Annotated in this window: 23 protein-coding genes; all 23 read right to left on the reverse strand. The window is 38.3% G+C overall.

Translation table 11 applies throughout. The features are described 5' to 3' along the window. Positions 1-118: 118 nt before the first annotated feature. The 23 genes from A2536_01730 to A2536_01840 all read right to left on the reverse strand — a co-directional run bounded on the left by A2536_01730 (position 119) and on the right by A2536_01840 (position 21,815). Positions 119-1,456 (reverse strand): hypothetical protein, encoded by a 1,338-nt coding sequence (locus A2536_01730; protein ID OGF45947.1) that lies wholly within the window; start codon positions 1,454-1,456, stop codon positions 119-121. 11 nt (positions 1,457-1,467) lie between these two features. After that, positions 1,468-2,316, reverse strand: coding sequence for a pantoate--beta-alanine ligase (locus A2536_01735; protein ID OGF45948.1), 849 nt, complete (start codon positions 2,314-2,316; stop codon positions 1,468-1,470). A gap of 7 nt (positions 2,317-2,323) precedes the next feature. Further along, positions 2,324-2,971 carry a deoxyadenosine kinase gene (locus A2536_01740; protein ID OGF45949.1) on the reverse strand — a complete coding sequence of 216 codons (648 nt, stop codon included), beginning with the start codon at positions 2,969-2,971 and terminating at the stop codon, positions 2,324-2,326. Continuing rightward, entirely contained in the window at positions 2,955-3,455 is a 501-nt protein-coding gene (locus tag A2536_01745) for a 2-amino-4-hydroxy-6-hydroxymethyldihydropteridine diphosphokinase (protein ID OGF45950.1), read from the reverse strand. Before A2536_01745 ends, A2536_01740 begins: the two co-directional genes overlap by 17 nt. Further along, positions 3,443-4,639 (reverse strand): LL-diaminopimelate aminotransferase, encoded by a 1,197-nt coding sequence (locus A2536_01750; GenBank protein OGF45951.1) that lies wholly within the window; start codon positions 4,637-4,639, stop codon positions 3,443-3,445. Before A2536_01750 ends, A2536_01745 begins: the two co-directional genes overlap by 13 nt. Positions 4,640-4,732: 93 nt before the next feature. Beyond that, positions 4,733-5,533 carry a 4-hydroxy-tetrahydrodipicolinate reductase gene (locus tag A2536_01755; protein OGF45952.1) on the reverse strand — a complete coding sequence of 267 codons (801 nt, stop codon included), beginning with the start codon at positions 5,531-5,533 and terminating at the stop codon, positions 4,733-4,735. Positions 5,534-5,649: 116 nt separating this feature from the next. Continuing rightward, positions 5,650-6,528: a 4-hydroxy-tetrahydrodipicolinate synthase gene (locus tag A2536_01760; GenBank protein OGF45953.1), complete on the reverse strand. Its 879-nt coding sequence runs from the start codon at positions 6,526-6,528 to the stop codon at positions 5,650-5,652. Between the two features lie 59 nt (positions 6,529-6,587). Further along, on the reverse strand, positions 6,588-7,382 hold the full coding sequence (locus A2536_01765; GenBank protein OGF45954.1) for a diaminopimelate epimerase: 795 nt from the start codon (positions 7,380-7,382) through the stop codon (positions 6,588-6,590). A 1-nt stretch (position 7,383) separates the two neighbouring features. After that, on the reverse strand, positions 7,384-8,622 hold the full coding sequence (locus tag A2536_01770) for a diaminopimelate decarboxylase (protein OGF45955.1): 1,239 nt from the start codon (positions 8,620-8,622) through the stop codon (positions 7,384-7,386). Between the two features lie 215 nt (positions 8,623-8,837). Then, a complete protein-coding gene (locus A2536_01775) occupies positions 8,838-9,449 on the reverse strand; it encodes a hypothetical protein (GenBank protein OGF45956.1) in 612 nt (203 codons plus the stop codon). 24 nt (positions 9,450-9,473) lie between these two features. Continuing rightward, positions 9,474-10,385 (reverse strand): bifunctional 5,10-methylene-tetrahydrofolate dehydrogenase/5,10-methylene-tetrahydrofolate cyclohydrolase, encoded by a 912-nt coding sequence (locus tag A2536_01780; GenBank protein OGF45957.1) that lies wholly within the window; start codon positions 10,383-10,385, stop codon positions 9,474-9,476. 148 nt (positions 10,386-10,533) lie between these two features. Continuing rightward, positions 10,534-11,109, reverse strand: coding sequence for a rubrerythrin (locus tag A2536_01785; GenBank protein OGF45958.1), 576 nt, complete (start codon positions 11,107-11,109; stop codon positions 10,534-10,536). Between the two features lie 160 nt (positions 11,110-11,269). Next, the gene (locus A2536_01790) at positions 11,270-11,746 is read right to left on the reverse strand and encodes a hypothetical protein (GenBank protein ID OGF45959.1); all 477 of its coding nucleotides are present in this window, start codon (positions 11,744-11,746) and stop codon (positions 11,270-11,272) included. Positions 11,747-11,926: 180 nt separating this feature from the next. Beyond that, positions 11,927-12,499 (reverse strand): hypothetical protein, encoded by a 573-nt coding sequence (locus A2536_01795; GenBank protein ID OGF45960.1) that lies wholly within the window; start codon positions 12,497-12,499, stop codon positions 11,927-11,929. A gap of 236 nt (positions 12,500-12,735) precedes the next feature. Then, a complete protein-coding gene (locus A2536_01800) occupies positions 12,736-13,248 on the reverse strand; it encodes a flavin reductase (GenBank protein ID OGF45961.1) in 513 nt (170 codons plus the stop codon). Positions 13,249-13,321: 73 nt separating this feature from the next. Continuing rightward, entirely contained in the window at positions 13,322-14,776 is a 1,455-nt protein-coding gene (locus A2536_01805) for a hypothetical protein (protein OGF45962.1), read from the reverse strand. 65 nt (positions 14,777-14,841) lie between these two features. Further along, positions 14,842-15,780 carry a protein-export membrane protein SecF gene (locus A2536_01810; protein OGF45963.1) on the reverse strand — a complete coding sequence of 313 codons (939 nt, stop codon included), beginning with the start codon at positions 15,778-15,780 and terminating at the stop codon, positions 14,842-14,844. A 24-nt stretch (positions 15,781-15,804) separates the two neighbouring features. Continuing rightward, on the reverse strand, positions 15,805-17,139 hold the full coding sequence (locus A2536_01815; protein OGF45964.1) for a protein-export membrane protein SecD: 1,335 nt from the start codon (positions 17,137-17,139) through the stop codon (positions 15,805-15,807). A 125-nt stretch (positions 17,140-17,264) separates the two neighbouring features. Continuing rightward, positions 17,265-17,621, reverse strand: a complete 357-nt coding sequence (locus A2536_01820; GenBank protein ID OGF45968.1) for a preprotein translocase subunit YajC — start codon at positions 17,619-17,621, stop codon at positions 17,265-17,267. 36 nt (positions 17,622-17,657) lie between these two features. Then, positions 17,658-18,308, reverse strand: coding sequence for a ribulose-phosphate 3-epimerase (locus A2536_01825; protein OGF45965.1), 651 nt, complete (start codon positions 18,306-18,308; stop codon positions 17,658-17,660). Continuing rightward, positions 18,301-19,236: a hypothetical protein gene (locus A2536_01830; protein ID OGF45966.1), complete on the reverse strand. Its 936-nt coding sequence runs from the start codon at positions 19,234-19,236 to the stop codon at positions 18,301-18,303. Before A2536_01830 ends, A2536_01825 begins: the two co-directional genes overlap by 8 nt. Further along, on the reverse strand, positions 19,237-20,256 hold the full coding sequence (locus A2536_01835) for a 23S rRNA (adenine(2503)-C(2))-methyltransferase (protein OGF45967.1): 1,020 nt from the start codon (positions 20,254-20,256) through the stop codon (positions 19,237-19,239). It abuts the gene before it with no gap. A gap of 5 nt (positions 20,257-20,261) precedes the next feature. Beyond that, positions 20,262-21,815, reverse strand: coding sequence for a bifunctional phosphoribosylaminoimidazolecarboxamide formyltransferase/IMP cyclohydrolase (locus tag A2536_01840; protein OGF45969.1), 1,554 nt, complete (start codon positions 21,813-21,815; stop codon positions 20,262-20,264). Positions 21,816-21,999 lie beyond the last annotated feature (184 nt).

The raw sequence follows: 21,999 nt of genomic DNA on the forward strand, positions 1-21,999 counted from the left end.
GCGAATTTGCTTAAACAGGTAATAATCGTTTTTCTCAGGGTATATACAGGTTTTTATAGGGCTATTTATTATAGTTGCGGAATCGCTGTCATTTCATGATTTAACTTATTTCACTTGCTTATTTCAGGTTTTTCACTAAAAGGACAGAGCTTGGCCGGTATTTTATCTTAATCTTAATAAGAATAAAAGTTAAAATGGTCAGCAATAAAATAACAATAAAAAGTAATCTTGGCCAGATAGAATATAATATACCTGCCAGGGCTGTGGAAGGAACACAAAAAAGATATAATATTGTACTAAAAACGGAGAACAATCTTGCCCGTTCTTTTTCATTCATTGAATCCGCCGCCATGCTTTCGGTTATCGGCCCGTATAATGAAGCAAATATATTATTAATGATAAAACTCAGCGCTAATAAATACATTGTATTAGGAGGGGTGATAATGTAAATTATTGCTCCAAAAATAGGAAGTATTGACGCATAGGTCAGAACCTTTTTATATATATTTTGTTTTACTAAAGAAATAGCGAGAAAAGTTGAAGTAATACCGACCATTGAACTTATCAATGAAAATATGGGAAGGTCGGCAGGTTTCAAACCCAGCCCTTTCTGGTCCGTAAAATATATCGGCCAGTAAAGGTTCCACATACTGAAAGTAAAGACAACCATGATCTGTAAAACCAGGATCCAAAATATAGTTTTATTAAAATAGATCTTTTTCAAAGCATCAGTATAATATTTTTTTAAATTAAAGCTGTTCTCCTTCTTTATTTCGTTTACCAGTTTTTTACTGCTAAAAGAATCTGTCAAATATTTTTGTCTGTAAAATATCCCGGCTGAAACTCCAAGGATACAAAAGCCTATAATTACCCTCGTACCCCCGTCAATCCCGAATTTATCTATAAAAATACCGGAAAACAGGACAAACAAAGAGCTTAAAGCTCCCGTAAGATTATTCAGGGAGAATACCTGACTTCTATTTGAGGGTTTAGCTCCTTCAAGACATAAACATTTCCAGGCCGGAAAGCCCACATACCTTAAATTAAGAAAAATTATATAGAACACGAAAAACCAGATATTTTTTGCAAAAAGAAGAAAAGTAAATGCAGTTAAAAAACATAGAGTGTCACAGAATATAACCGTTCTTTTTCTTCCCCATCTGTCAGCAACGTAACCGCCAAATACCGTTGTTCCAATCTGCACAAGCATCCCCAAACTTGCAATAAAACCCAGTTCCCTGTCGGTTACACCCAGATGCTTTGCAAATATTGATTGATACACCCCAAGCCACGTCATAGGTATGGCCCAAAAAGGAACAGAAACTATCATAACACGGGCATTACCTTTTACGGATTTTATCGATTTTAACAGGTTGGAGAAATGAAAATCCACGAATTTGTAAGTTTCACCGACAAAATTTCCTGCAATCTTTTCAACTTCGTCAAATAAGAACATTTAATATTCTTTCATGCTGATATTATTATATTATCTATTAACCGGGTTTTTCCGAGTTTTAACGCTACGGCTATAATCACTTCTCCGGAAATGGTCTTTAAATCTTCCAAATTCTCAGAATTAACAACCGAAATATACTGGATCTTTGCATTTTTCATGGTATTTAATTCTTTTTTTACGGCAATGATAATTTTTTTCGCCCGGAGTTCTCCCTTATCTATCATTTTTTTTGCCAATAAAAGCGACGCATATATTGCGGGAGCTGACCTTCTTTCTTCCGGGTTAAGGTAAATATTCCTTGAGCTCATAGCCAGGCCGTCCTTTTCCCTAACCGTAGGCAAAGCAATTATCTTTAACGGAAAGTTAAGATCTTTGACCATCTTTTTTATTACCGCACACTGCTGGGCGTCTTTTTGTCCAAAGTACGCGTTGTTCGGCAGGACTATATTAAATAATTTCGCAACTATCGTGGTAACACCTTTGAAATGAACAGGACGGAATGCACCGCAGAGTCTCCGGGTCAGCTCATCTTCAATGTTAACATACGTTTTAAAGCCTGAGGGATACATATCTAAAGCTTCCGGATGAAATACAATATCCGCCTTAATCGGTTCCAATAACGTCAGATCACGCTCTAAGTCCCTTGGGTAAGCCACAAGATCTTCTTTAGGGCCAAACTGTGTCGGATTAACAAAAATACTTACAATTACGATATCGCACTCTTTTTTTGCCTGTTTGACCAGAGAGAGGTGTCCTTCATGCAAGTACCCCATAGTAGGAACAAATCCGATAACTTTACCTTTGGCTATTTGTTTTTTGGAAAAGGAAGTCATCTCTGCTATTTTTGAAATAACTTTCATTGCATCCTTAGGAACTTATGGGGAGGTAATATTTTGTCCCTGTTTTCATTTCCCTGATAGTCTTAATAAGATCGTTTAGATCCCCCATCTTATGGACAAAATCTATTTCGTTGGTATTAATAATAAGTAGCGGCGTTTCTTTATACCTGAGGAAGAACTCATTATAAGCTTTATTTAAACGGTCCAGGTAATCATGACCTATTGTTTTCTCATAAGTACGGCCCCGCATTTTTATCCTTTTAATAAGTGTATCCGTATTTGCCTGCAAATAAATAACCAGGTCCGGTTTCGGCACCTGCGGTTTTAAAATAGCATAAAGTTTTTCATACAGCACCAGCTCGCTCTCATCCAGATTAACATAAGCAAATATCCTGTCTTTCTCAAAGAGGTAATCCGCCATAATACCGGAAGAAAACAACTCGTTTTGGAACAAGGCTTGCTGCTGCTTGTACCTGTTCAAAAGAAAGAAGATCTGCGTTTGAAAAGCAAAGTTTTTCATCTCTTTATAAAATTTAGGAAGAAAAGGATTTTCTTCTACCACCTCAAGTATCTGTTTGAATCGGAATTCCTGGCCAATTAGATCAACAAGACTGGTCTTTCCTACCCCGATAGGTCCCTCGACCACTATGTATTTATGATTAAACGCTTTTTCCATATTTTTTTACTTTTTTCCCGCCTTTTATATCTTTCAGCAGTCTTAAATAACTCTTTTTAAAAACAGGGTGACGGCCTTTACTATTTAGATCCACAAGCGGCCTAAGAACAAACTCTCTTTTACTAATTTCCTTATGAGGGATCGTCAGACCTTTCAGCTTAACAACCCCTGTCCCATAAAGAATTATATCCAGATCAATTACTCTTGGCCCCCATTTTACCGTCTTTTTCCTTTTCATCTCTGATTCAATTTCTTTGCAGACAGAGAGAAGCTTTATGGGATCAAGCGTTGTTTTTATTTCTACTACTCCATTTAAAAAAAGACCCTGTTTGACCTCGCCTACAGGTTCTGTCTCATACAGGGGAGACACTCTTATTACCTTAATTTTACCATATTTTGACAAAAGCAGCACTGATTTTTTTAAATTAACAAGCCTGTTTCCCAGATTACTTCCTATGGATATATAGGCTTTCAAAACCGGCATTTTTCCTTTAACCGTTTAACTGCTTCATTAAGACGTTCTTCCGTGGTGCAAATAGTCATTCTGATATAACCTTCTCCATACACGCCAAAACCGACTCCCGGAGTTGAAACAATCCCGCAATTTTTAAGAAGAAATTTAACAAATTCGCTTGAAATTGAAACGACAGTTTTATTTTTATCTTTAAATCCTTCAGGCACCTTGATCCACACGTAAAAAGTTGCTTTAGGATCATTAACACCCCAGCCCAGTGATCTTAAACCGGATACAAGCACATTTCTCCGAGCTTCGTATATTTTACGGAGATCATCAGTCCACTTTTCCGGCAGGTTTAAAGCCTTTATTCCCGCCCTCTGTATAGCATGGAACTGCCCCGAATCAAGATTACCCTTTATTGAAGCCAGTCCTGCTATTAGATCTTTATGCCCGACGGCGTAACCAAGACGCCATCCGGTCATATTGAAAGTTTTCGAGAAGGAATGCATTTCAATCCCTACATCTTTAGAACCTTTTGCATTAAAAAAGCTGGAAACCTTTTTACCTTCATAGTACATTTCAGAGTAGGCTGCGTCATGACAGACAATAATATTATTATTTTTCGCAAAGGCTGTAACTTTATCAAAAAAAGAGTTTGGCGCAACCGCCGCCGTAGGGTTGTTCGGATAGTTTATAAACATTAATTTTGCTTTCTTTAAAATACCGGCAGGAATAATGTCAAGATCCGGAAGAAACCCATTTTTTTCAAGTAACGGCATTATATAGGGAACACCTTCCGCAAATATGGTCCCGGCATTATATACCGGATACCCGGGATCAGGGATAAGGACAACATCCCCCGGATTAATGAAAGCCAGGGGTAAATGTCCGATAGCCTCTTTCGAGCCGATCAAAGCCATTGCTTCGGTATCAGAATCAAAATCAACATCAAAACGTTTTTTATACCAGTCCGTAACCGCAGTTCTAAAATCCTTTAATCCTGAACCAAGCGGATACTGATGATTCTTTGCATCCCAGATCTCTTTTTGCATCTCTTCGATAATAGGTTGCAAAGTCGGCAGATCAGGATCTCCGATACCGAGATCAATTATATCAACGCCTTCCTCTCTTGCCTTCCTTTTCATTTTATCTATTTCAATAAAAAGATAAGGAGGAAGTTTTTTTAAGCGTTCAGCAACTTCTATTTTCATTATCCAGTCCTTTATTGAAAATAATTCGGTGAATCTCTTTATTTCGCCTTCATAAATTTGTCAATTGTCATTCGTCAATCGTAATTTCTTTTCTCACTTAAGCCCCAGTACATCCTGCATATCATAAAGCCCTGCTTTTGCCTTGTAAATATACCTTACTGCAAGAATGGTCCCGCTTGCGTAGGCTTCTCGGCTGGAAGCTTTATGTACCAGTTCGATCCTTTCGCCTATTGTTCCAAATGAAACGACATGCTCGCCTGCAACATCTCCGGATCTAACTGCATGAATAGCAATTTCACCGGGCTTTCTTTCGCCTACAATACCTTCCCTGCCGAATATAGTATTTTTTTTAAAATCAACACCCTTCCCGGAGGCTATACTTTCACCGAGCCTTAAAGCCGTCCCTGAAGGAGCATCTTTTTTGAAACGGTGATGGGTCTCGATTATCTCAGCATCATAGCCCTTAAGGACCTCAGCAGCTTCCTTTACAAGCTTAAAAAGAAGATTCACCCCTATGCTCATGCTTGGAGCAAAAACAACAGGAATAGCTTTTCCCGCTGCAGCTATCAGCTTTTTTTCTGCATCATTAAAACCGGTCGTTCCTATAATAACAGCCTTTTTGAATTTAACGGCAATTTCGAGATTTTTCAAAGAAGAAGCCGGCAAAGTAAAATCAATTATTACATCGCATTTTGCCGCGATCTCTGAAAGATTAGAAGACAAATTTACACCGATTTTACCGTTGCCGGTAACATATCCAATATCCTTACCTATTCCCGGAAACTTCGCACTTTCAATTACCCCTGCAATAGTAACACCCTTTTCTGCTGCAATATTTTTAGTTATTACCGACCCCATTCTTCCCGCGGCGCCTATAATTATAACTTTTATCATATTCTCTCCATTCCTCCGCATAGGCGGATTTCGCAAAGGGTTTATGGTTTAATATTTATACCTTTGCTCAACTTCTCTTTCTTCTTTTTCTGTCCTTGCTTTCTCTGCTTCCCTTTCTACTTCACTAGCCCGTAACCCTTCAAAACTTCCTTTAATTTTTCAAAAGTTCCATCTTCCATTTCACACATTGGAAGACGCATTTCCCCTGTATCCATACCGGCAAGCATCATCGCAGTTTTTATAGGAATAGGATTTGTTTCTATAAACGCCGCCTTGATCAGCGGAAACAGGAAATAATGAAGCTCAATCGCTTTTTTAATTTCCTTTCTTGCATAAGCCGCGGTCATTTCAGCAACCTTTCCCGGCATAATATTAGAAATTACGGAGATAACCCCTTTTCCGCCGACAGACATGATAGGCAGAGTCAGATTGTCATCACCCGACATAACGCAGAAATCTTTTCCGCAGGCAGAGATGATCTGGCTTGTCATATCCAAACTACCGGTAGCTTCTTTTACTCCTATAATATTTTTACAGTCATTTTTTAATTTTAGCATAGTAGCTGTTTCTATCGTTACGCCCGTGCGCCCCGGAATGTTATACAGCATTATAGGAATATCGACAGTGTCAGCTACTTTCTTAAAATGCATATAAAGCCCTTTTTGCGTCGGCTTATTGTAATATGGAGAGACCATGAGCGCAGCATCGCAGCCTATCTTTTTTGCATATCTGGTAAGCTCAACTGCTTCATCCGTAGAATTCGAACCGGTGCCGGCCATAACAGGAACTCTGCCTTTTGCTGCTTTTAAAACCAATTGAATTACTTTTTTATGCTCCTCATTAGACAAAGTCGGAGATTCACCCGTTGTGCCGCAAGGCAGAAGTCCGGAGACTTTATTCTTTATTTGAAACTCCACATTTTCTTTTACTCTCGCTTCATCAACTTTATAGTTCTTAAACGGAGTAATAAGCGCTGTTACTAAACCTTCAAACATTTATTTCTCTCCTTACCATACCTTCCTCCCCTTTTCTAAAAGGGGAGGAAGGTATTTGGTCAATAGAATATTTTACCTTCACAAATATTTGTAACTTTACCCGACATGTATAAATTCCCGTCTTCATCAGCGTCTATTTTCAAAATGTCCCCGCCAGAAGTTACAACCTTCGCGGGAAATTTTGTCTTGCAAAGCATATTTGTAATATAAGCGGAAGCTGTTGCCCCTGTGCCGCAGGCATCCGTCTCTTCCTCGACACCTCTTTCATACGTGCGGACCCTTATTGTATGTTTATCTATGACCTTTACAAAATCAACATTCGTACCTGCAGGTTTAAATACTTTATGATACCTTATCTGTCTGCCATCTACTGCAACATTTACATTTTTATTAAACACGACCGTATGCGGAACACCTGTATTGACATAATATGCGAGAAAACTCTTTCCACATGTTCTTACATGTATTCCAAATTTTTCATCTTTAGGCACTCCCATATTGACGTCAACGACTCCTTTACCGGAATCCGTTATTGTAACCGTTTTAAGACCGGACAAGGTCTCTACAGACTGCTCTTTTCCTGCAATCTTTTTCAAGAAGGCAAACATGGCAATACAGCGTATACCATTACCGCACATACCGGCTTCCGAACCGTCAGAATTAATAATCCGCATTTTATAGTCCGCAACTTTAGATCTTTCAACAAGTAATACACCGTCAGCGCCGACGGATCTTTTTCTGTTACAAACTGCCAGAGCGAACTTTTTACTGTTTGCTATTACGCCTTTCCGGTTATCTATAATAATAAAATCATTACCGGTACCGCTCATTTTTGAAAATGCAACACTTTTCATTTTATGCCTTTTCTTCCTTAAAAAGATCCGCAAAACTCTCTCTTCTTCTAATTACTTTATATTTAGAACCGTCTACAAGGACTTCAACGGGTTTACGCCTGCAATTATAATTGGAAGACATTGAGAACCCGTAAGCACCGGCACTCATTACAGCCATATAATCACCGTCTTTGACCCCCGGAAGTACCCGGTTTTTCCCGAAAAAATCCCCTGATTCGCAAATAGGTCCCACAACATCAGCTCTAATCTTACCCTTAGTTTTTCTAACCGCAACAATATCATGATAGGCACCATAAAGGGAAGGCCGGATAAAATCATTCATACCGGCATCTAATATAACATAATTCTTTACTTCCCCGATTTTTATGTATTGTACCTGGGCCGCCATTATCCCCGAATTTCCGACAATAAACCTGCCTGGCTCCAGTATAACCTTAACTCCCAGAGGTTTAAGAAGAGGAAGTATTTTTTTGGCAAAACTTGCAGGCGTTTCAGGATTTTCGTTCTTATAAATTATGCCTAAACCCCCGCCTATATTAAGCCTTGTAATAATAATCCCTATCTTCTCAAGTTCTTTTTTAAGGGCAATAACCTTCTTTAAAGCCATTATATAAGGTTCCACCTTCGTTATCTGCGAGCCTATATGGGTATGGATCCCGCATACTTTCAAGTTCTTCAACCTGCCGGTAGCAAGGAAAAACTCTTTAGCTTTACTGATATTAATACCGAATTTATTCTCTTTTTTACCGGTAGTAATATAATGATGCGTATCCGGGTCTACATCAGGATTTATCCTGAGAGCTACTTCAACCTTTTTGCCAAGTTTTCCCGCTACTGAATTTATACGTTCAGCTTCCGGCATTGATTCAATATTAAACATAAAGATCCGGCTTTTAATAGCAGTCTTAATTTCATCTCTTGTTTTACCTACACCTGCATATACAATTTTCAAAGGAGAAATCCCTGATTTAAGCGCTTTATAGAGCTCGCCTCCCGATACTATATCTGCGCCACAACCTTCCTTCTGCAGCAATTTTATTATTGCAAAGTTTGAATTGGCTTTTAACGCATAGCAGATCAAATGATCCGTACCCTTAAAAGCTTCATCTATTTTTCTATAATGCTCAACAATAGTCCTTTTGCTGTATATATAAACAGGTGTTCCTGTACTTTTTGCTATACTTGAAACTTTTACATTTTCACAATATAACTGACCCTTCTTGAACCCAAAATAATGCATTAATTTTCCCTTTTCTCTAAATAGATTCCACCGATTACAAAACTACAGGATTTCACTGATTTATATTATTACTTCATTCTCCTGTGTTAAATTATTCTAAAAACCCTTTAAATTACTGCTCTGTTTAAAAATACTAACATAGAAAATATTTGTAGTCAATAATAAAAGCCCTGCTCCTTTTAACTTAGGCGTAGGTGAAAAAGGCGTGTTTTTTATTATTCCGTCAGGTCCTTAAGGAATTGCATATACTCTTTAGCCGTTATTTCATTTAACTTGAAAGCTTTTTTTGCATCTGCTTTTGTCTTTATTTTTATTTTTTCCTGTTTTGGTTCATCTCCTTTATAACCCCAGACCTCAAAAGACATATCTCCAAAACATTTGGCTGAGCCTTCTCTATAAGGAAGCACCCGTATCCTAATGCAATCTGTCTTAACCTTTTCCTTTATCTCTATTTTTGTAACGGTATTGTTCATAAACTTTCTTATCTCTTTAAAATCTCCATATTGCGTTTTTGCTTCAACTACGAAGTTATACATTGTTGAAACTTCCCTAACTCCGTTAAGATTTGATGTAACTTTTGTCTTTCCCGTCAAAATAAATATTTTAACAATTGAACATTTTTCTGGAAAAGCAGCTTCAACGCAGACCGGATCAGCTTCGGTGGTATCTATCATCTCCGCTCCGGTAGAATAATATCCTTTCTCTAATGTAAACTTCGGATAATTAATTACTGTTTCTTTCAAAAGATCCAGTCTTTCCGCATCCCCATAAACAAAAAACGGCGCAAAAACTACAATTAAAACTGCTATTATCTTTTTCATTTTCATCATGATTCCTTGCGGACTGATCCGCTATTCGCCCTGCCATTTAGCGCATTCTATTGTGTTTTTAATAAGCATTGTAACGGTCAAAGGACCTACACCCCCTGGGACAGGTGAGATCATCCCGCAAACTTCTTTTGCCTTCTCAAAATCAACATCTCCTACTGTCTTCATTTTTGGCCTTCCGGTTTTTTCATCTGCCACATGAACCCCGTTCGCATCAAGCACAGGGACCCTGTTAATACCTATATCTATAACAATGGATCCCGCTTTAAGCATCTCGGCTTTAACCAAGCCCGGTTTTCCTACAGCAACGAAAACAATATCAGCCTTCTTTGTATGTGACGGTGTATCCTTGGTCGCGATATGACAGACCGTAGGAGTGGGAGATTCAGTCAAAGATTGAAGCATAAGTAATAAAATAGGTTTCCCGACTATTTCACTATGGCCTATTATGACAACTTCCTTACCTTTTAATTCAACCCCGCTGCTTTTTAGAAGTTCCACCGCGCCCAGCGCCGTGCAGGGCGCTACAACCTGTTTCCCATAGACCAAAAGCCCCATATTATACGGGTTTAAACCTTCAACATCTTTTTTTGGCGATATCTTTATTTGAACACTTTTAGGATCAATCTCTTTAGGGAGAGGCATCTGAAGAATTATCCCTGTAACCGATGCGTCATTATTTAAACTTTCTATATATTCTAAAAGCACTTTTTCTGTAGTAGTTGAAGCAAGTTCTTTAAGTTCGTATTTCAATCCCATCTCTTCACAAGCTTTTTTTTGCTGGTTAACATATACACGTGAGGCAGCATTTTCTCCCACCTGAACAGCAATAAGTTTTAGCTCTTTACCCCGGGAGTTAAAACCTTCTATCTCTTTTTTTAAACCTTCTTTGATCTTTTTTGCAACTGATTCTCCATCGAGTAAAACTGCAGACATTTTTCCCCCAAACTAATCTCCTTCCGGGTTGATCCCTCAGGAGTAACGCATTTATCGGATTTTATCATTTTGTTGCGGTATATTCAATAAAAACTCCGCATCTTTAATAAAAGGCAGGGGTTTTTATAATATACAAACCAGGTATTATTTAATAGTTCTCACAGAAAAGCTCAAAATATGCTTTGGGATGCAAGCAAGCAGGACATTGTTCCAAAGCCTCCGGGCCTTCATGCATATATCCGCAATTTCTGCATTTCCATTTAACCGTACCGCTCTTTTTAAAGACACTTCCTTTTTCCAAGTTAGCCATAAGTTTATTATAACGACCCTCATGCAACATTTCAGCTTTACTGACAGCTCTAAACAGCGCAGCAACCTCTTTAAAACCTTCTTTTTCGGCTATTTTTGCAGCTTCGGGATATAAAACCGTATATTCATGTTTTTCCCCTGCCGCAGAGGCTTTCAGGTTTTCCTTCGTCGTTCCTATAATTCCCGCAGGATATGTCGCCGTTATCTGCAGATCCCCTCCCTCCAGAAATTTAAAAAATCTTTTTGCATGTTCTTTTTCGTTATCCGCAGTATCACTAAAATACCATGCAATCTGTTCAAATCCTTCCTTTTTTGCCACAGAAGCAAAATATGTATACCTATTCCGCGCCTGTGACTCCCCCGCAAAAGATGCAAGAAGATTTTTTTCAGTCTCAGTACCTTTTACACTCGCCATAATATTATCCTCCTGTAAAATAATTTTTGTTTCATAATTTAAAATAAAAACAATCGTCCATAAAAGTCATTAAAAGTCCATAACGTCTATAACGTAATATCTTGTATCATATATTAAAACAACTCTTTATTATAAATCAAGCACCCAGCACCTGTATTTTTTATATTTCTTTCAAAAGTACCGTTAATTTCGACAAATGTCCCTGCTCTTCCTTAATTATCTCATCAAGTACTTTTCCGTCTTTAACTGAGATGAAGTTTTTCAACTCATAATAAAACAATATAGAATCCTTTTCAAAAGTTACTGCCGTCTGCAACGCTTCTTTATCAGATTTTATTTTACAAGCGGCTTCTTTGCCTTTCCCTTCTTTTGTAAAAACATGCAGTTCAGAAAGATGTTCGATGTATTCATGATACTCTCCGGGATAGGATTCCGCTATTTCCTCTTTTTCAAGCCCGGACAAAAGTTTATTAAAGAATTCAATATGTTCCAGTTCTTCTTTTTCAAGAAATTCAAATATTATTTTTGCTTTTCCAGATTTCGAGCACTTGGATACTTCTTCGTAATATTCTTTCCCATTTTTTTCTATTTGAATCCCCATTTCCACTACATCGCTGCCTGTAAATTTGACACCCATAAAATAATCCCTCCTTTGATAGTACGATTCCACTGATTACAAAGCTACTGGATTCCATTGATAAAACAAAAAGTAATAGCAACACCGCCCATAAAAGTCTGTAACGTCTTACATTATTGTGTTATTATATCAAATACTTCAACTTTTCTACCTGCTCTTACTTTACAAACCTTCTAAACCTTACAAACTTATATTTATCAATTCTTTCCCCAGCTTTTCGGCTTTAGACAACAAATCTTTTTTATTTAATATTGCGCCTTTATCCTCAACTTGAGAGCATAACAATTCTTTTGAATACTTTATATTAAGAGTAACAAACAAGTTTTTTACAATTGACCTGGAATTTTCAAAAAAACTTATTTTATTGCTTGCTTCCACACAAATAAATGCGCCCTGTTTTTTAAAGGTTGTTTTTACTGTTTTATGGACATATTTCGCGGTCCAGGCACATTGAAACCTGTCTATCATCATCTTTAACTGGGCTGAGACACTGCCGAAATACACAGGAGAAGCAATGATCACCACGTCTGCTTTTTCAAAAGCACAGTAGATTTCGTCCATATCATCTTTTACAATACAAACTCCGTCTTTTCTTTGATTAGGACAGGAAAGACATGGGGAATACTTCAGCTCTCCAAGGTTTATCCTCTTAATTACAGCCCCCGCAGCTTTCGCACCTGATAAAGCATATTCAAGAAGAATATCAGTGTTGCCGCCTTTTCTCGGACTGCTGTTGATGCCTAGAATTAACATTTGATTACCTCTTGTATATAAAATAAGTTACGAGTAGCGGGTTGCGCGTGACGAGTTTTACACTAATGTGTTATTATTATATAAAAACTCATTATTGCAAAACTTTCTTCACTTTTCTCACTGTTTTCCCTGCTTTCTACGCCTAGGCGGATTTCGCGAAGATTTAAGGTTCGATATTTAAACTTCGCTCAACTTGCTATCTTGCCAAGCCTCCGAACCTCCAACCATCTAAACACTTACCGGTTTCCTGCAAATGTTGGTGCGTTCTTCGGCGATTTGCCTTTTTTTATCGACCGATAGTATTCATACGTTAAAGCCTCTTTATCTTCCTGCAAAATACCCTCATTTACTACTTTACCGATGAATATAGCATGAGTACCTGCGTCAGTTTGAGAGATTACTTCGCATTCAAAATAAGCTAAAGACCAGTCTATAACAACAGGAACACCCGTCTTACCTATAATATACTTCGTATCCACAAACTTATCAATATCTTTTCCGCTCTTGAATCCAAATTTTCCTATGTAGATCATGGGCGTTTCTTTTTCCAACACAGAAACAGAGAAAGCTTTATCTTTATCAATATAACCATAAGTTAAATTATTTTTATTTATACAAATTGCAACACTAGGCGGCTCGGAAGTAACTTGAAAAACTGTATTTACAATTTGACCGTTGAATTTACCGCCATTTTTGGCGCTTACAATATACAAACCGTAATTTATTTTCTGTAAAGCTTTATTTTCCATAAAACTCCTTGTTAATTTTATACTACTATATAATCCAATCTATGATATTCCTCATCTTAACCCCAAACAATCTTTACTTTATTTTAACCTTCTCTTCTTCCTCTTTTATCTTCAGAAAATGCCTTATTTTTTGTTTTGCTTTATTTGTGCGGACAAACTTTAGCCAATCAGGATTGGGCTTTGAATGTACAGAAGTAATAATTTCAACAATATCCCCTGTTTTAAGTTCTGAACGGATCTGAGACATCTTGTTGTTTATTTTTGCCCCCATAATTTTGTCGCCCAGGGAAGAATGCACGGCGTAAGCAAAATCAACAGCGGAGGACCCGAGAGGAAGCGCAAAAACATCGCCTTTTGGCGTAAAAACAAACACTTCGTCTCCAAACAGGTCCATTTTAAGGAGATCCATAAATTCTTTTGAGTCTTTAACTTCTGTCATCCATTCTATAAGATGCCGCAGCCATTCAATTTTATGCTCTGATTTTTTATCCCTCTGCCCGCCTTCTTTATAATACCAGTGGGCAGCAACACCAAACTCCGCTGTTTCGTTCATATCCCTGGTCCGGATCTGGATCTCCAAAGGCAAACCGGTTGGCCCAATCACATTTGTATGCAGTGATTGATACAGGTTTGTTTTTGGCATTGCAATATAATCATCGAACTGTCCGGGAATCGGTTTAAAAATAGAATGTATAACTCCCAATATGGAATAACATTCTTCCATAGAATCTGTAATAATCCTCAGCGCTGTAATATCATAAATTTCTTCAAATTCTTTGTTAAGTCTTTTCATTTTCTGAAATATACTGTAAAAATGTTTTGCCCGTCCGATAATTTGAACGTTGATCCCAAGTTCATTTAATTTTGAAAGAAGAGTGGTTTTAGCTTCTTCTACAAGTTTTTCCCGGTGAACCCTCTTGTCCGATATTTTATCTCCTATTTCTTTATATTCTTTGGGATAAAGATATTTCATTGACAGGTCTTCAAGCTCCCACTTAAGACGCCCGACGCCCAGCCGGTGCGCAAGCGGAGCATAGATCTGAAGGGTTTCCTCGGCATTTTCTTTTTGATTTTCTTCGGGAAGAAACTGAAGGGTACGCATATTATGCAGGCGGTCAGAAAGTTTGATTATTATAACTCTAATGTCTTTGGACATAGCCAGAAGTATTTTTCTAAAATTATCAGCCTGTCTTATCTCTTTCTCGGGCTTTATCTTAAAAGAAAGTTTCGTAAGACCTTCAACCATAACTGCAACCTCTTCGCCGACCTGGTTCTTAAGCTCCTCAAAGGTCAGGGAAGAATCTTCAAGCACATCATGAAGCAGTCCCGCCGATACGGTAGAGGGATCCATTTTCAGATCCGTCAGGATATTTGCCACTTCTAGAACATGGGTCATATAAGGATCACCGGAAAGCCGTTTTTGAGAGGAATGAACTTCTTCTGCAAGTTTATTGCATCTATCAAGCAGGAGAATATCTGCCTGAGGATTGCTCTTTAATAACTTTGCTCTTATTTCTTCGTATGTCATTTTAACCTTTTAAATACAGGCCATATCAAAAGTAATAATGCCCGCCCTTCGGCGGGCATTATATGTCATTTTTTTACGACAACCGCTTTCCTCTCCATGGCATGCTCCCATTCAATAAGTATAGGACTCGCAACAAACCATGAGGAATATGTTCCGATAACAACGCCCATCATCAAAGCAAAAGAAAAGTCATGAATAACTTCCCCTCCATATAAAAACAAAGACGTCACAACGATAAGAACTGTAAGCGAAGTCATAAAAGTCCTGCTTAACACTTCGTTTACACTGGAATTTATAATAGTATCAAGATTATCTTTAACTCTTATCTTTAGATTTTCTCTTATTCTGTCAAACACAACTACGGTGTCAGTCAAGGAGTAGCCTGCCAGAGTCAAAAGAGCAGTAACAAAGAGAAGTGTAAACTCTTTATTCATAAAGTAAAATATTCCAATAACAGCCAGCACGTCATGAAGGGTAGCCACAGCACCGGCCAGGCCAAATCTGAATTCAAAACGGAACCAGATATAGACCATAATAGAAAGTATCGCAAAAAATATTGCCCAGAATGCCTGACCCTTAAGCTTTGCACTTACGATCGGACCCATATCTTCAATCCGGTCAATTTCAAATACTTCACCCGGAAAACCTTCAGTAAATACTTTTGTCATAGCCTCTTTCAAACCACCAATCTTGACATTTGAAGCTTTGATCCTGAGCAAGACCTTTAATTTTGGATCAGTCGGCGTATCGGCTATCTGTTGTATTCCCGTATCTTTAAACCCATTTTTATCAAGCACTTCTCTGATCTTACCAGCATCTAATTCTTTTTTAAATTTAATAGAAACAACACTTCCTCCGGCAAAATCAATTCCAATATTACCCTTTCCTCGGGACATTTGAACAATTGCAAAAAGTCCGGAAAAAACCAGCACACTGGATATTATATATGCTATAAATCTCAGCCCGACAAAATTAATTTTCGTATTACCAAATAATTGAATCATCGTCCCTCCGCAATAGAATTTGTTCTAAATACTAAGTTTCTCAACTTCACCTCTGGACAATCTCCAGTCAAAAATAACTTTTGTAACTACAACCGCAGTAAATAAACTGATAGCACAACCCATACTCAGAGTTACAGCAAAACCTTTAATAGGCCCTGTCCCAAAAACAAACAGAATAAGAGCCGTTATCAAGGTCGTAACATGAGAATCAATTACAGTCCAGAAAGCACGGTTGTATCCCGCATCTACCGCAGCCCTGACTGTTTTACCTGTTCTCAGCTCTTCTCTTATTCTTTCAAGAATAAGAACATTAGAGTCTACAGACATACCAATGGTCAGGATAATACCGGCAATACCCGGCATAGTTAAGGTAGCGCCTATTAAGGTAATTCCGCCCATCAGATACAAAATATTGCAGAGTAGCCCAATATCAGCTATTACTCCGGAAAACTTATAATAGAAACCCATAATAAGGAGTACCGCCAGTAAACCTATCATTCCGGAATACAGACCTTTTTTAATAGAGTCCGCACCCAGCGAAGGCCCGACCACATTCTCACTGATAATGTTCATCGGAACCGGTAAAGAACCGGAACGGAGGAGTAACGCCAAATTCTTAGCTTCTTTGTCGTCAAAATTTCCCGTAATTTGACCTCTTCTTGATATTTTACTGTTTATAGTCGGCGCTGAGATCACCCGATTATCAAGGATTATTGCAAGCCGTTTATTTATATTCGATCCTGTTATTTTAGAAAATATTTTAGAACCTTCATCGGTCAGGCTAAAATCAACTCCAATTTCCGAACCAAAACTCCCGCCGCCCAGGCTCATTTTTGCATTAGCTAAAGAAGCTCCTGTCATAAGCTGTTCTTCTTTAAGAAGGAACGGTTTGTTCTCTTTATCGTAAAGCAGGACATCCCCTTTAGGAACTTTGCCCTCAATTGCTTTTTCCACATCTCCGGCATCATCAACAAGTTTAAATTCAAGTAGAGCCGTTTGACCTATCATCTTTTTTGCTTCATCAGGGTTTTTAACCCCCGGAAGCTGAACCACAATCCATTTTGTACCTTCTTTTTGTATCAGTGGTTCCGAGACTCCGATCTGGTCAACTCTATTCCTTACAACCTCAACAGCCCGGTCCACAGCTTCATTCAAAGTAAGCCCTTTTGGAAGCTGACTTTCATCGACCTCCATCATAAGGTTCATTCCTCCTTGAAGGTCAAGTCCCAGTTTAATCCTTTTCTTCGGATTTTCAGTGTTAAACGGTCTTACAAACTCCCCGCTCTCAAAGAAAATCGAATAAAGGGAACCAAAAAATACCAGAAAAATAATCCCCATTACCCATCTATTTCTATGCATTTATAAAACCTCCCTTATAAAAGATTCTCCGCCTGAGGCCCGTCTAAAGGCGAGGTCTCGCAACAAACATGGTTGCGGACGAGATCTCACCACAGGGGGACACTGATACAAGCTTGCAATTAATTTCACTTTACAACAGGTTGTTCTGCCTGGCCTTCAGGTTTCACTCCAACAACATAGGCCTTCCCTATTTCGACTTTTGTATTTTCGTCAATTCTTACTACGACTTTTGCTTCAGCATCAGAAATCCCGACAATAATTCCATATATGCCGCCGGCGGTAAGAACTTTATCTCCCTTTTTTAAAGCTTTTAACATCTCCTGATGCTTTTTTTGTTCCTTACTCTGAGGACGAAGAACCACAAAATACATTATCACAAACACTACCCCAAGCATTATTATCGGGAAGAACGTACTTCCTGCCGATGCTTCCGTTGAAGCCGTAGCTCCTGCCTGAGGGTTCCCTCCTAACGTTAAAACCAATTCTACCATTTTATTCATTTTACTTTTCCCCCTTCTTTACTTTCTCAGATTTTTTATAATTTGTTTTTGATTTTTAGAACTAAAAACAGCTGCTCCCGCAACCAGTATATCGGCACCTGCTGAAGTTATCAAAGGCGCTGTTACTTCATTGACACCGCCATCAACTTCAATTTTTACATCATATTTATTTTTCATGATAAAATTTTTTATTTCCACAATTCTATCTATGGATTCCGCTATGAATTTTTGACCGCCAAATCCCGGAAAAACAGACATAACCAGGATCAAATCAACATACTTCAAGTAAGGAAATATTTTTCTAACCGGAGTATCAGGATTTAGAGATAAACCTGCAAATACTCCAAGATTATTTATTCTCGTTAAATCATTTTTTAAATTTCCGGAAGCTTCATAGTGAATTGTAATATAGTCGGCTCCTGCTTCGGCAAATCTTTCGATATATTTGTCCGGATTAACGATCATTAAATGGCAATCAAGAGGCAGCGAAGTAATTTTTCCAATCTGCTTAACTAGTCCCATTCCAAAAGTTATATTTGGGACAAAAGAACCGTCCATTACATCTATGTGGATAAGGTCAGCTCCGGATTTTTCCAGTTTTCTTATATCTCTCTCGAAATTAAGGAAATCCGCAGAAAGTATAGAAGGAGCGATTTTTATTTTATTCATAAGGTCTCTCTTCTTTCATTTCATTATTAATAAATACCTGAAGTATAACAGAACCACTCACTCTTACAGACTTTTCAATGGTACTTCCCGACCTCGACATATCATTATAAATTTCACGACTACCGTCATTGTCCAGAATTACAAGACGAACTCTCTTGACCGATAAACCACCCCTTTCAACTGTATAAAGAACGCTGATAAGCCTGTATTGTTTCTCATTTTCCGCATAATTGACCGTTAAATCGACAGAACTATTTTTCTTTACCCTCGAACCCGGCAAAGGATATTGATTGACAATAGAACCTTTTTCAAAGCCTGAGACGGTTTTATAGGAAACATTCCCAACATTCAGCTTTACCGAATAAAGCGATTTTCTGACAGTTTCATACTTTTTCCCCATAAGATTGGGCATAACATAGTAAATTTCTTTTTCTCCGGAACTGGCCAAAACATTTACCGCAGCATTTCTTTTTATTGAAGAATTTGCCATAGGGTTTTGCGCAATAATATATCCTTCCGGAGTATCTTTTGTAGTAATCTTTGAAATTATTCCAATATTCAATCCGCTCTGCGATAATAAAATCTTTGATTGTCTTGCGTTTTGTTCCCTGATATCAGGAACCGTAACCATCTTCAAGCCGCGGCTTACTGTAACATCAACTGTTCGTCCCGCTTTGATGTATGATCCCTCTATTGGATCTTGTACCATCACGCAACCGTCAGGTATGCTTTCACTGAAACTTTCCGCCCTTTCTTTAAGAGCCAGGCCTTTAGATACCAATATTTTTCTTGCCTCTTCAACAGGGAACCCTTTAATATCCGGAACTATTACTGACTTGCCTCTTATCACATAGGCCATAGTTAGATATAACGTAACAAAAAATATCAGGGCAAAAATCCCTATAGTTTTAAGCTTTTCCTTATCCAATTAACCTTCTCCCGCAAGCTGACCGCAGGCTGCCATTATATCAGCCCCTCTTTCAATTCGCACAGTGCTTGTTATTCTAGCATTTTCAAGCTTTTTCTGCCACAAATTTATTATTTCTTCTTTACTAAAAGTAAGCTTATCTACAGGATTTACGGGAATAATATTCACTTTTACATCCAAATTGTATTTTCTTATCAGCGTTATCAGGTTATCAACTTCAACAATTCCGTCATTTACACCTTCAATAAGTACATATTCTATCGTTAGCTGGAACTTCGTAGAAACACAATAATCTCTTAAAGTTTCAAACAAATGAGCTATATTGTATTTTTTATTAACCGGAACTAATTTATTCCTGACACTGTCAAAAGTGGAATGCAAAGAGATCGAAAGTTTAACTCTTAATTTATCTTCAATCAGCTTTTTAATCCCGGGGAGTATACCGCAAGTCGACACCGTTATCCGCCTTTGATTAACTCCTATCCCGTCAGAATCCGAGAACAGTTCTATTGCTTTTTTTAGATTATCATAATTAGCAAGCGGCTCTCCCATTCCCATAAATACAATATTTTTGACCTTAACGCTCTTATCTTTCTCTATAGCAAGGAGCTGTCCGGTCATTTCCGACGGTAATAAGTCGCGAATCAACCCCATTTTCCCGGTAGCGCACATAAAACAGCCGTAAGCACAACCTACCTGGGTGGAAACACACAAGGTATTACCGTAAGGCTGAATCATCAGAACACTTTCAATCTTTTTGCCGTCCGCCAGCTCAAAAAGATATTTAACCGCATCTTCATTCCGGGATTCCGCTTTTCTAACAATATTAAAGAAAGAAAGTTCAAATTCTTCTTCAAGCTTAGGGCGGAGATTTTTAGAGAGATTGCTCATGGTAGAAAAAGTTTCCACTCTGTTCTTGTAAAGCCAGTTAAATATCTGGGCGGAATTAAATTTTTTACCGCCAAGCGCAATTATCCCGGCTGCAAGCTCTTCTTTTGTAAGATTAAATATATTTTTCAAGGTAATTAGTGTTTAAAGTGCCTGACACCGGTCATAACCATTGCCATCCCAAGCCTGTCAGCAGCATCAATTACTTCCTGATCCCTGACTGAGCCACCGGTCTGAATAATTGCCGTAATTCCGGCTTTCTTCGCGGCTTCAACACCGTCTGCCTTAGGAAAGAACGCATCCGAGCAAAGTACGGCGCAAATTGCTTTTTCTCCCGCTTGCTCTGCCGCTATTTTTACCGACCCCACCCGGTTCATCTGTCCGGCGCCGACCCCGAGTGTTACACCGTTTTTCACGATGAGGATTGCATTTGATTTAACGTGCTTTACAACTTTCCAGCCGAACAACATATCGGCAATCTCTTCTTTTGCAGGCTGCTTTTTTGTAACAACTTTCAGATCGCCCTCTGATATTGATTTCAAGTCGCGATCCTGAACCAGAACTCCGCCGACAACCTTCCTGACGTTAAATTCATTGTTTTTAGTTTTATCTATACCCAGTCCTTTTATCTCCAATAATCTGATGTCTTTCTTCTTTTTCAAGATCTCAAGCGCCTCGGCATCATATTCCGGAGCCGCAATCATCTCCATAAATTTTCCCGTGAGGAAGTTGGCAATTTTTGCCGTAATTTTTCTGTTTACGGCAATAATGCCTCCGAAAGCGGAAACAGGATCTGCTTCATAAGCCGCGACAAAAGCCGAATCCAAATCCTTTCCTACAGCTGTACCGCAAGGGTTCGCATGTTTTATAATAGTAGCTGCGGGTTCGCTGAACTCTTTTATTATCTCTACGGCCGCGTCTGCATCCATAATATTATTGTAGGACATTTCCTTTCCGTGTAATTGTTTCGCATTGGAGATGGACGGCTCTATTGCTTTTGAATTTACATAAAAAGCTGCTTTCTGATGCGGATTTTCGCCATAGCGGAGATCCTGAGCTTTTTTCATGGAGATATTGAACATTTCAGGCATATCGCCGGTCTGTACTTTTTTACTGAAGAAATTATAGATATTCATATCATATTCATATGTGTGTTTAAAAGCTTCTATCATCATCTTTCTTTTTAAGTCATCTGAAACCGCTCCTGATTTTTTTTCCATATCGGAAAGAACTTCAAAATAGAAAGCGGGATTAACAATGACACATACACTCTCGTAATTTTTTGAAGCCGAACGTATCATGGACGGTCCGCCGATATCAATATTTTCAATCGCTTCTTCAATGGTAACATTCGGTTTTGCCACTGTTTTTTCAAAAGGATACAAATTGACCACAACCATATCAATCATTTCAATATTATGCTGTTTAATTACATCCATATGCTCTTTCTTTTCTCTAAGAGCCAAAAGCCCGCCGTGAATTTTTGGATGAAGTGTCTTAACACGCCCGTCCAGCATCTCCGGGAAACCGGTAACATCGGAGATATCCATGCAATCTACTCCCGCATCCTTCAAAGCTTTTGAAGTTCCGCCGGTAGAAATAATAGTGACGCCATACTTTTTTAGAGCTTTTGCAAAATCTACGATACCGGTCTTGTCTGAAACACTGATTAATGCGCGTTTAACTTTGATCATAAAAAATACCTCCCTGATAAAAAAGTACTAATGACTATTGACTAGTGACTATTTATGGAGTTATTATTCATTAAATATGGCGGGAGTTTTTACCCGCTTACAACAAATAGTCATTCAGACTGTGTCGCAATTAAATTACTAACATGATATAATATGGCATATTCACTCCAAAGGAGCAAGC

This window comes from Candidatus Firestonebacteria bacterium RIFOXYD2_FULL_39_29 (genome assembly GCA_001778375.1).
Taxonomy (GTDB): domain Bacteria; phylum Oederibacteriota; class D2-FULL-39-29; order D2-FULL-39-29; family D2-FULL-39-29; genus D2-FULL-39-29.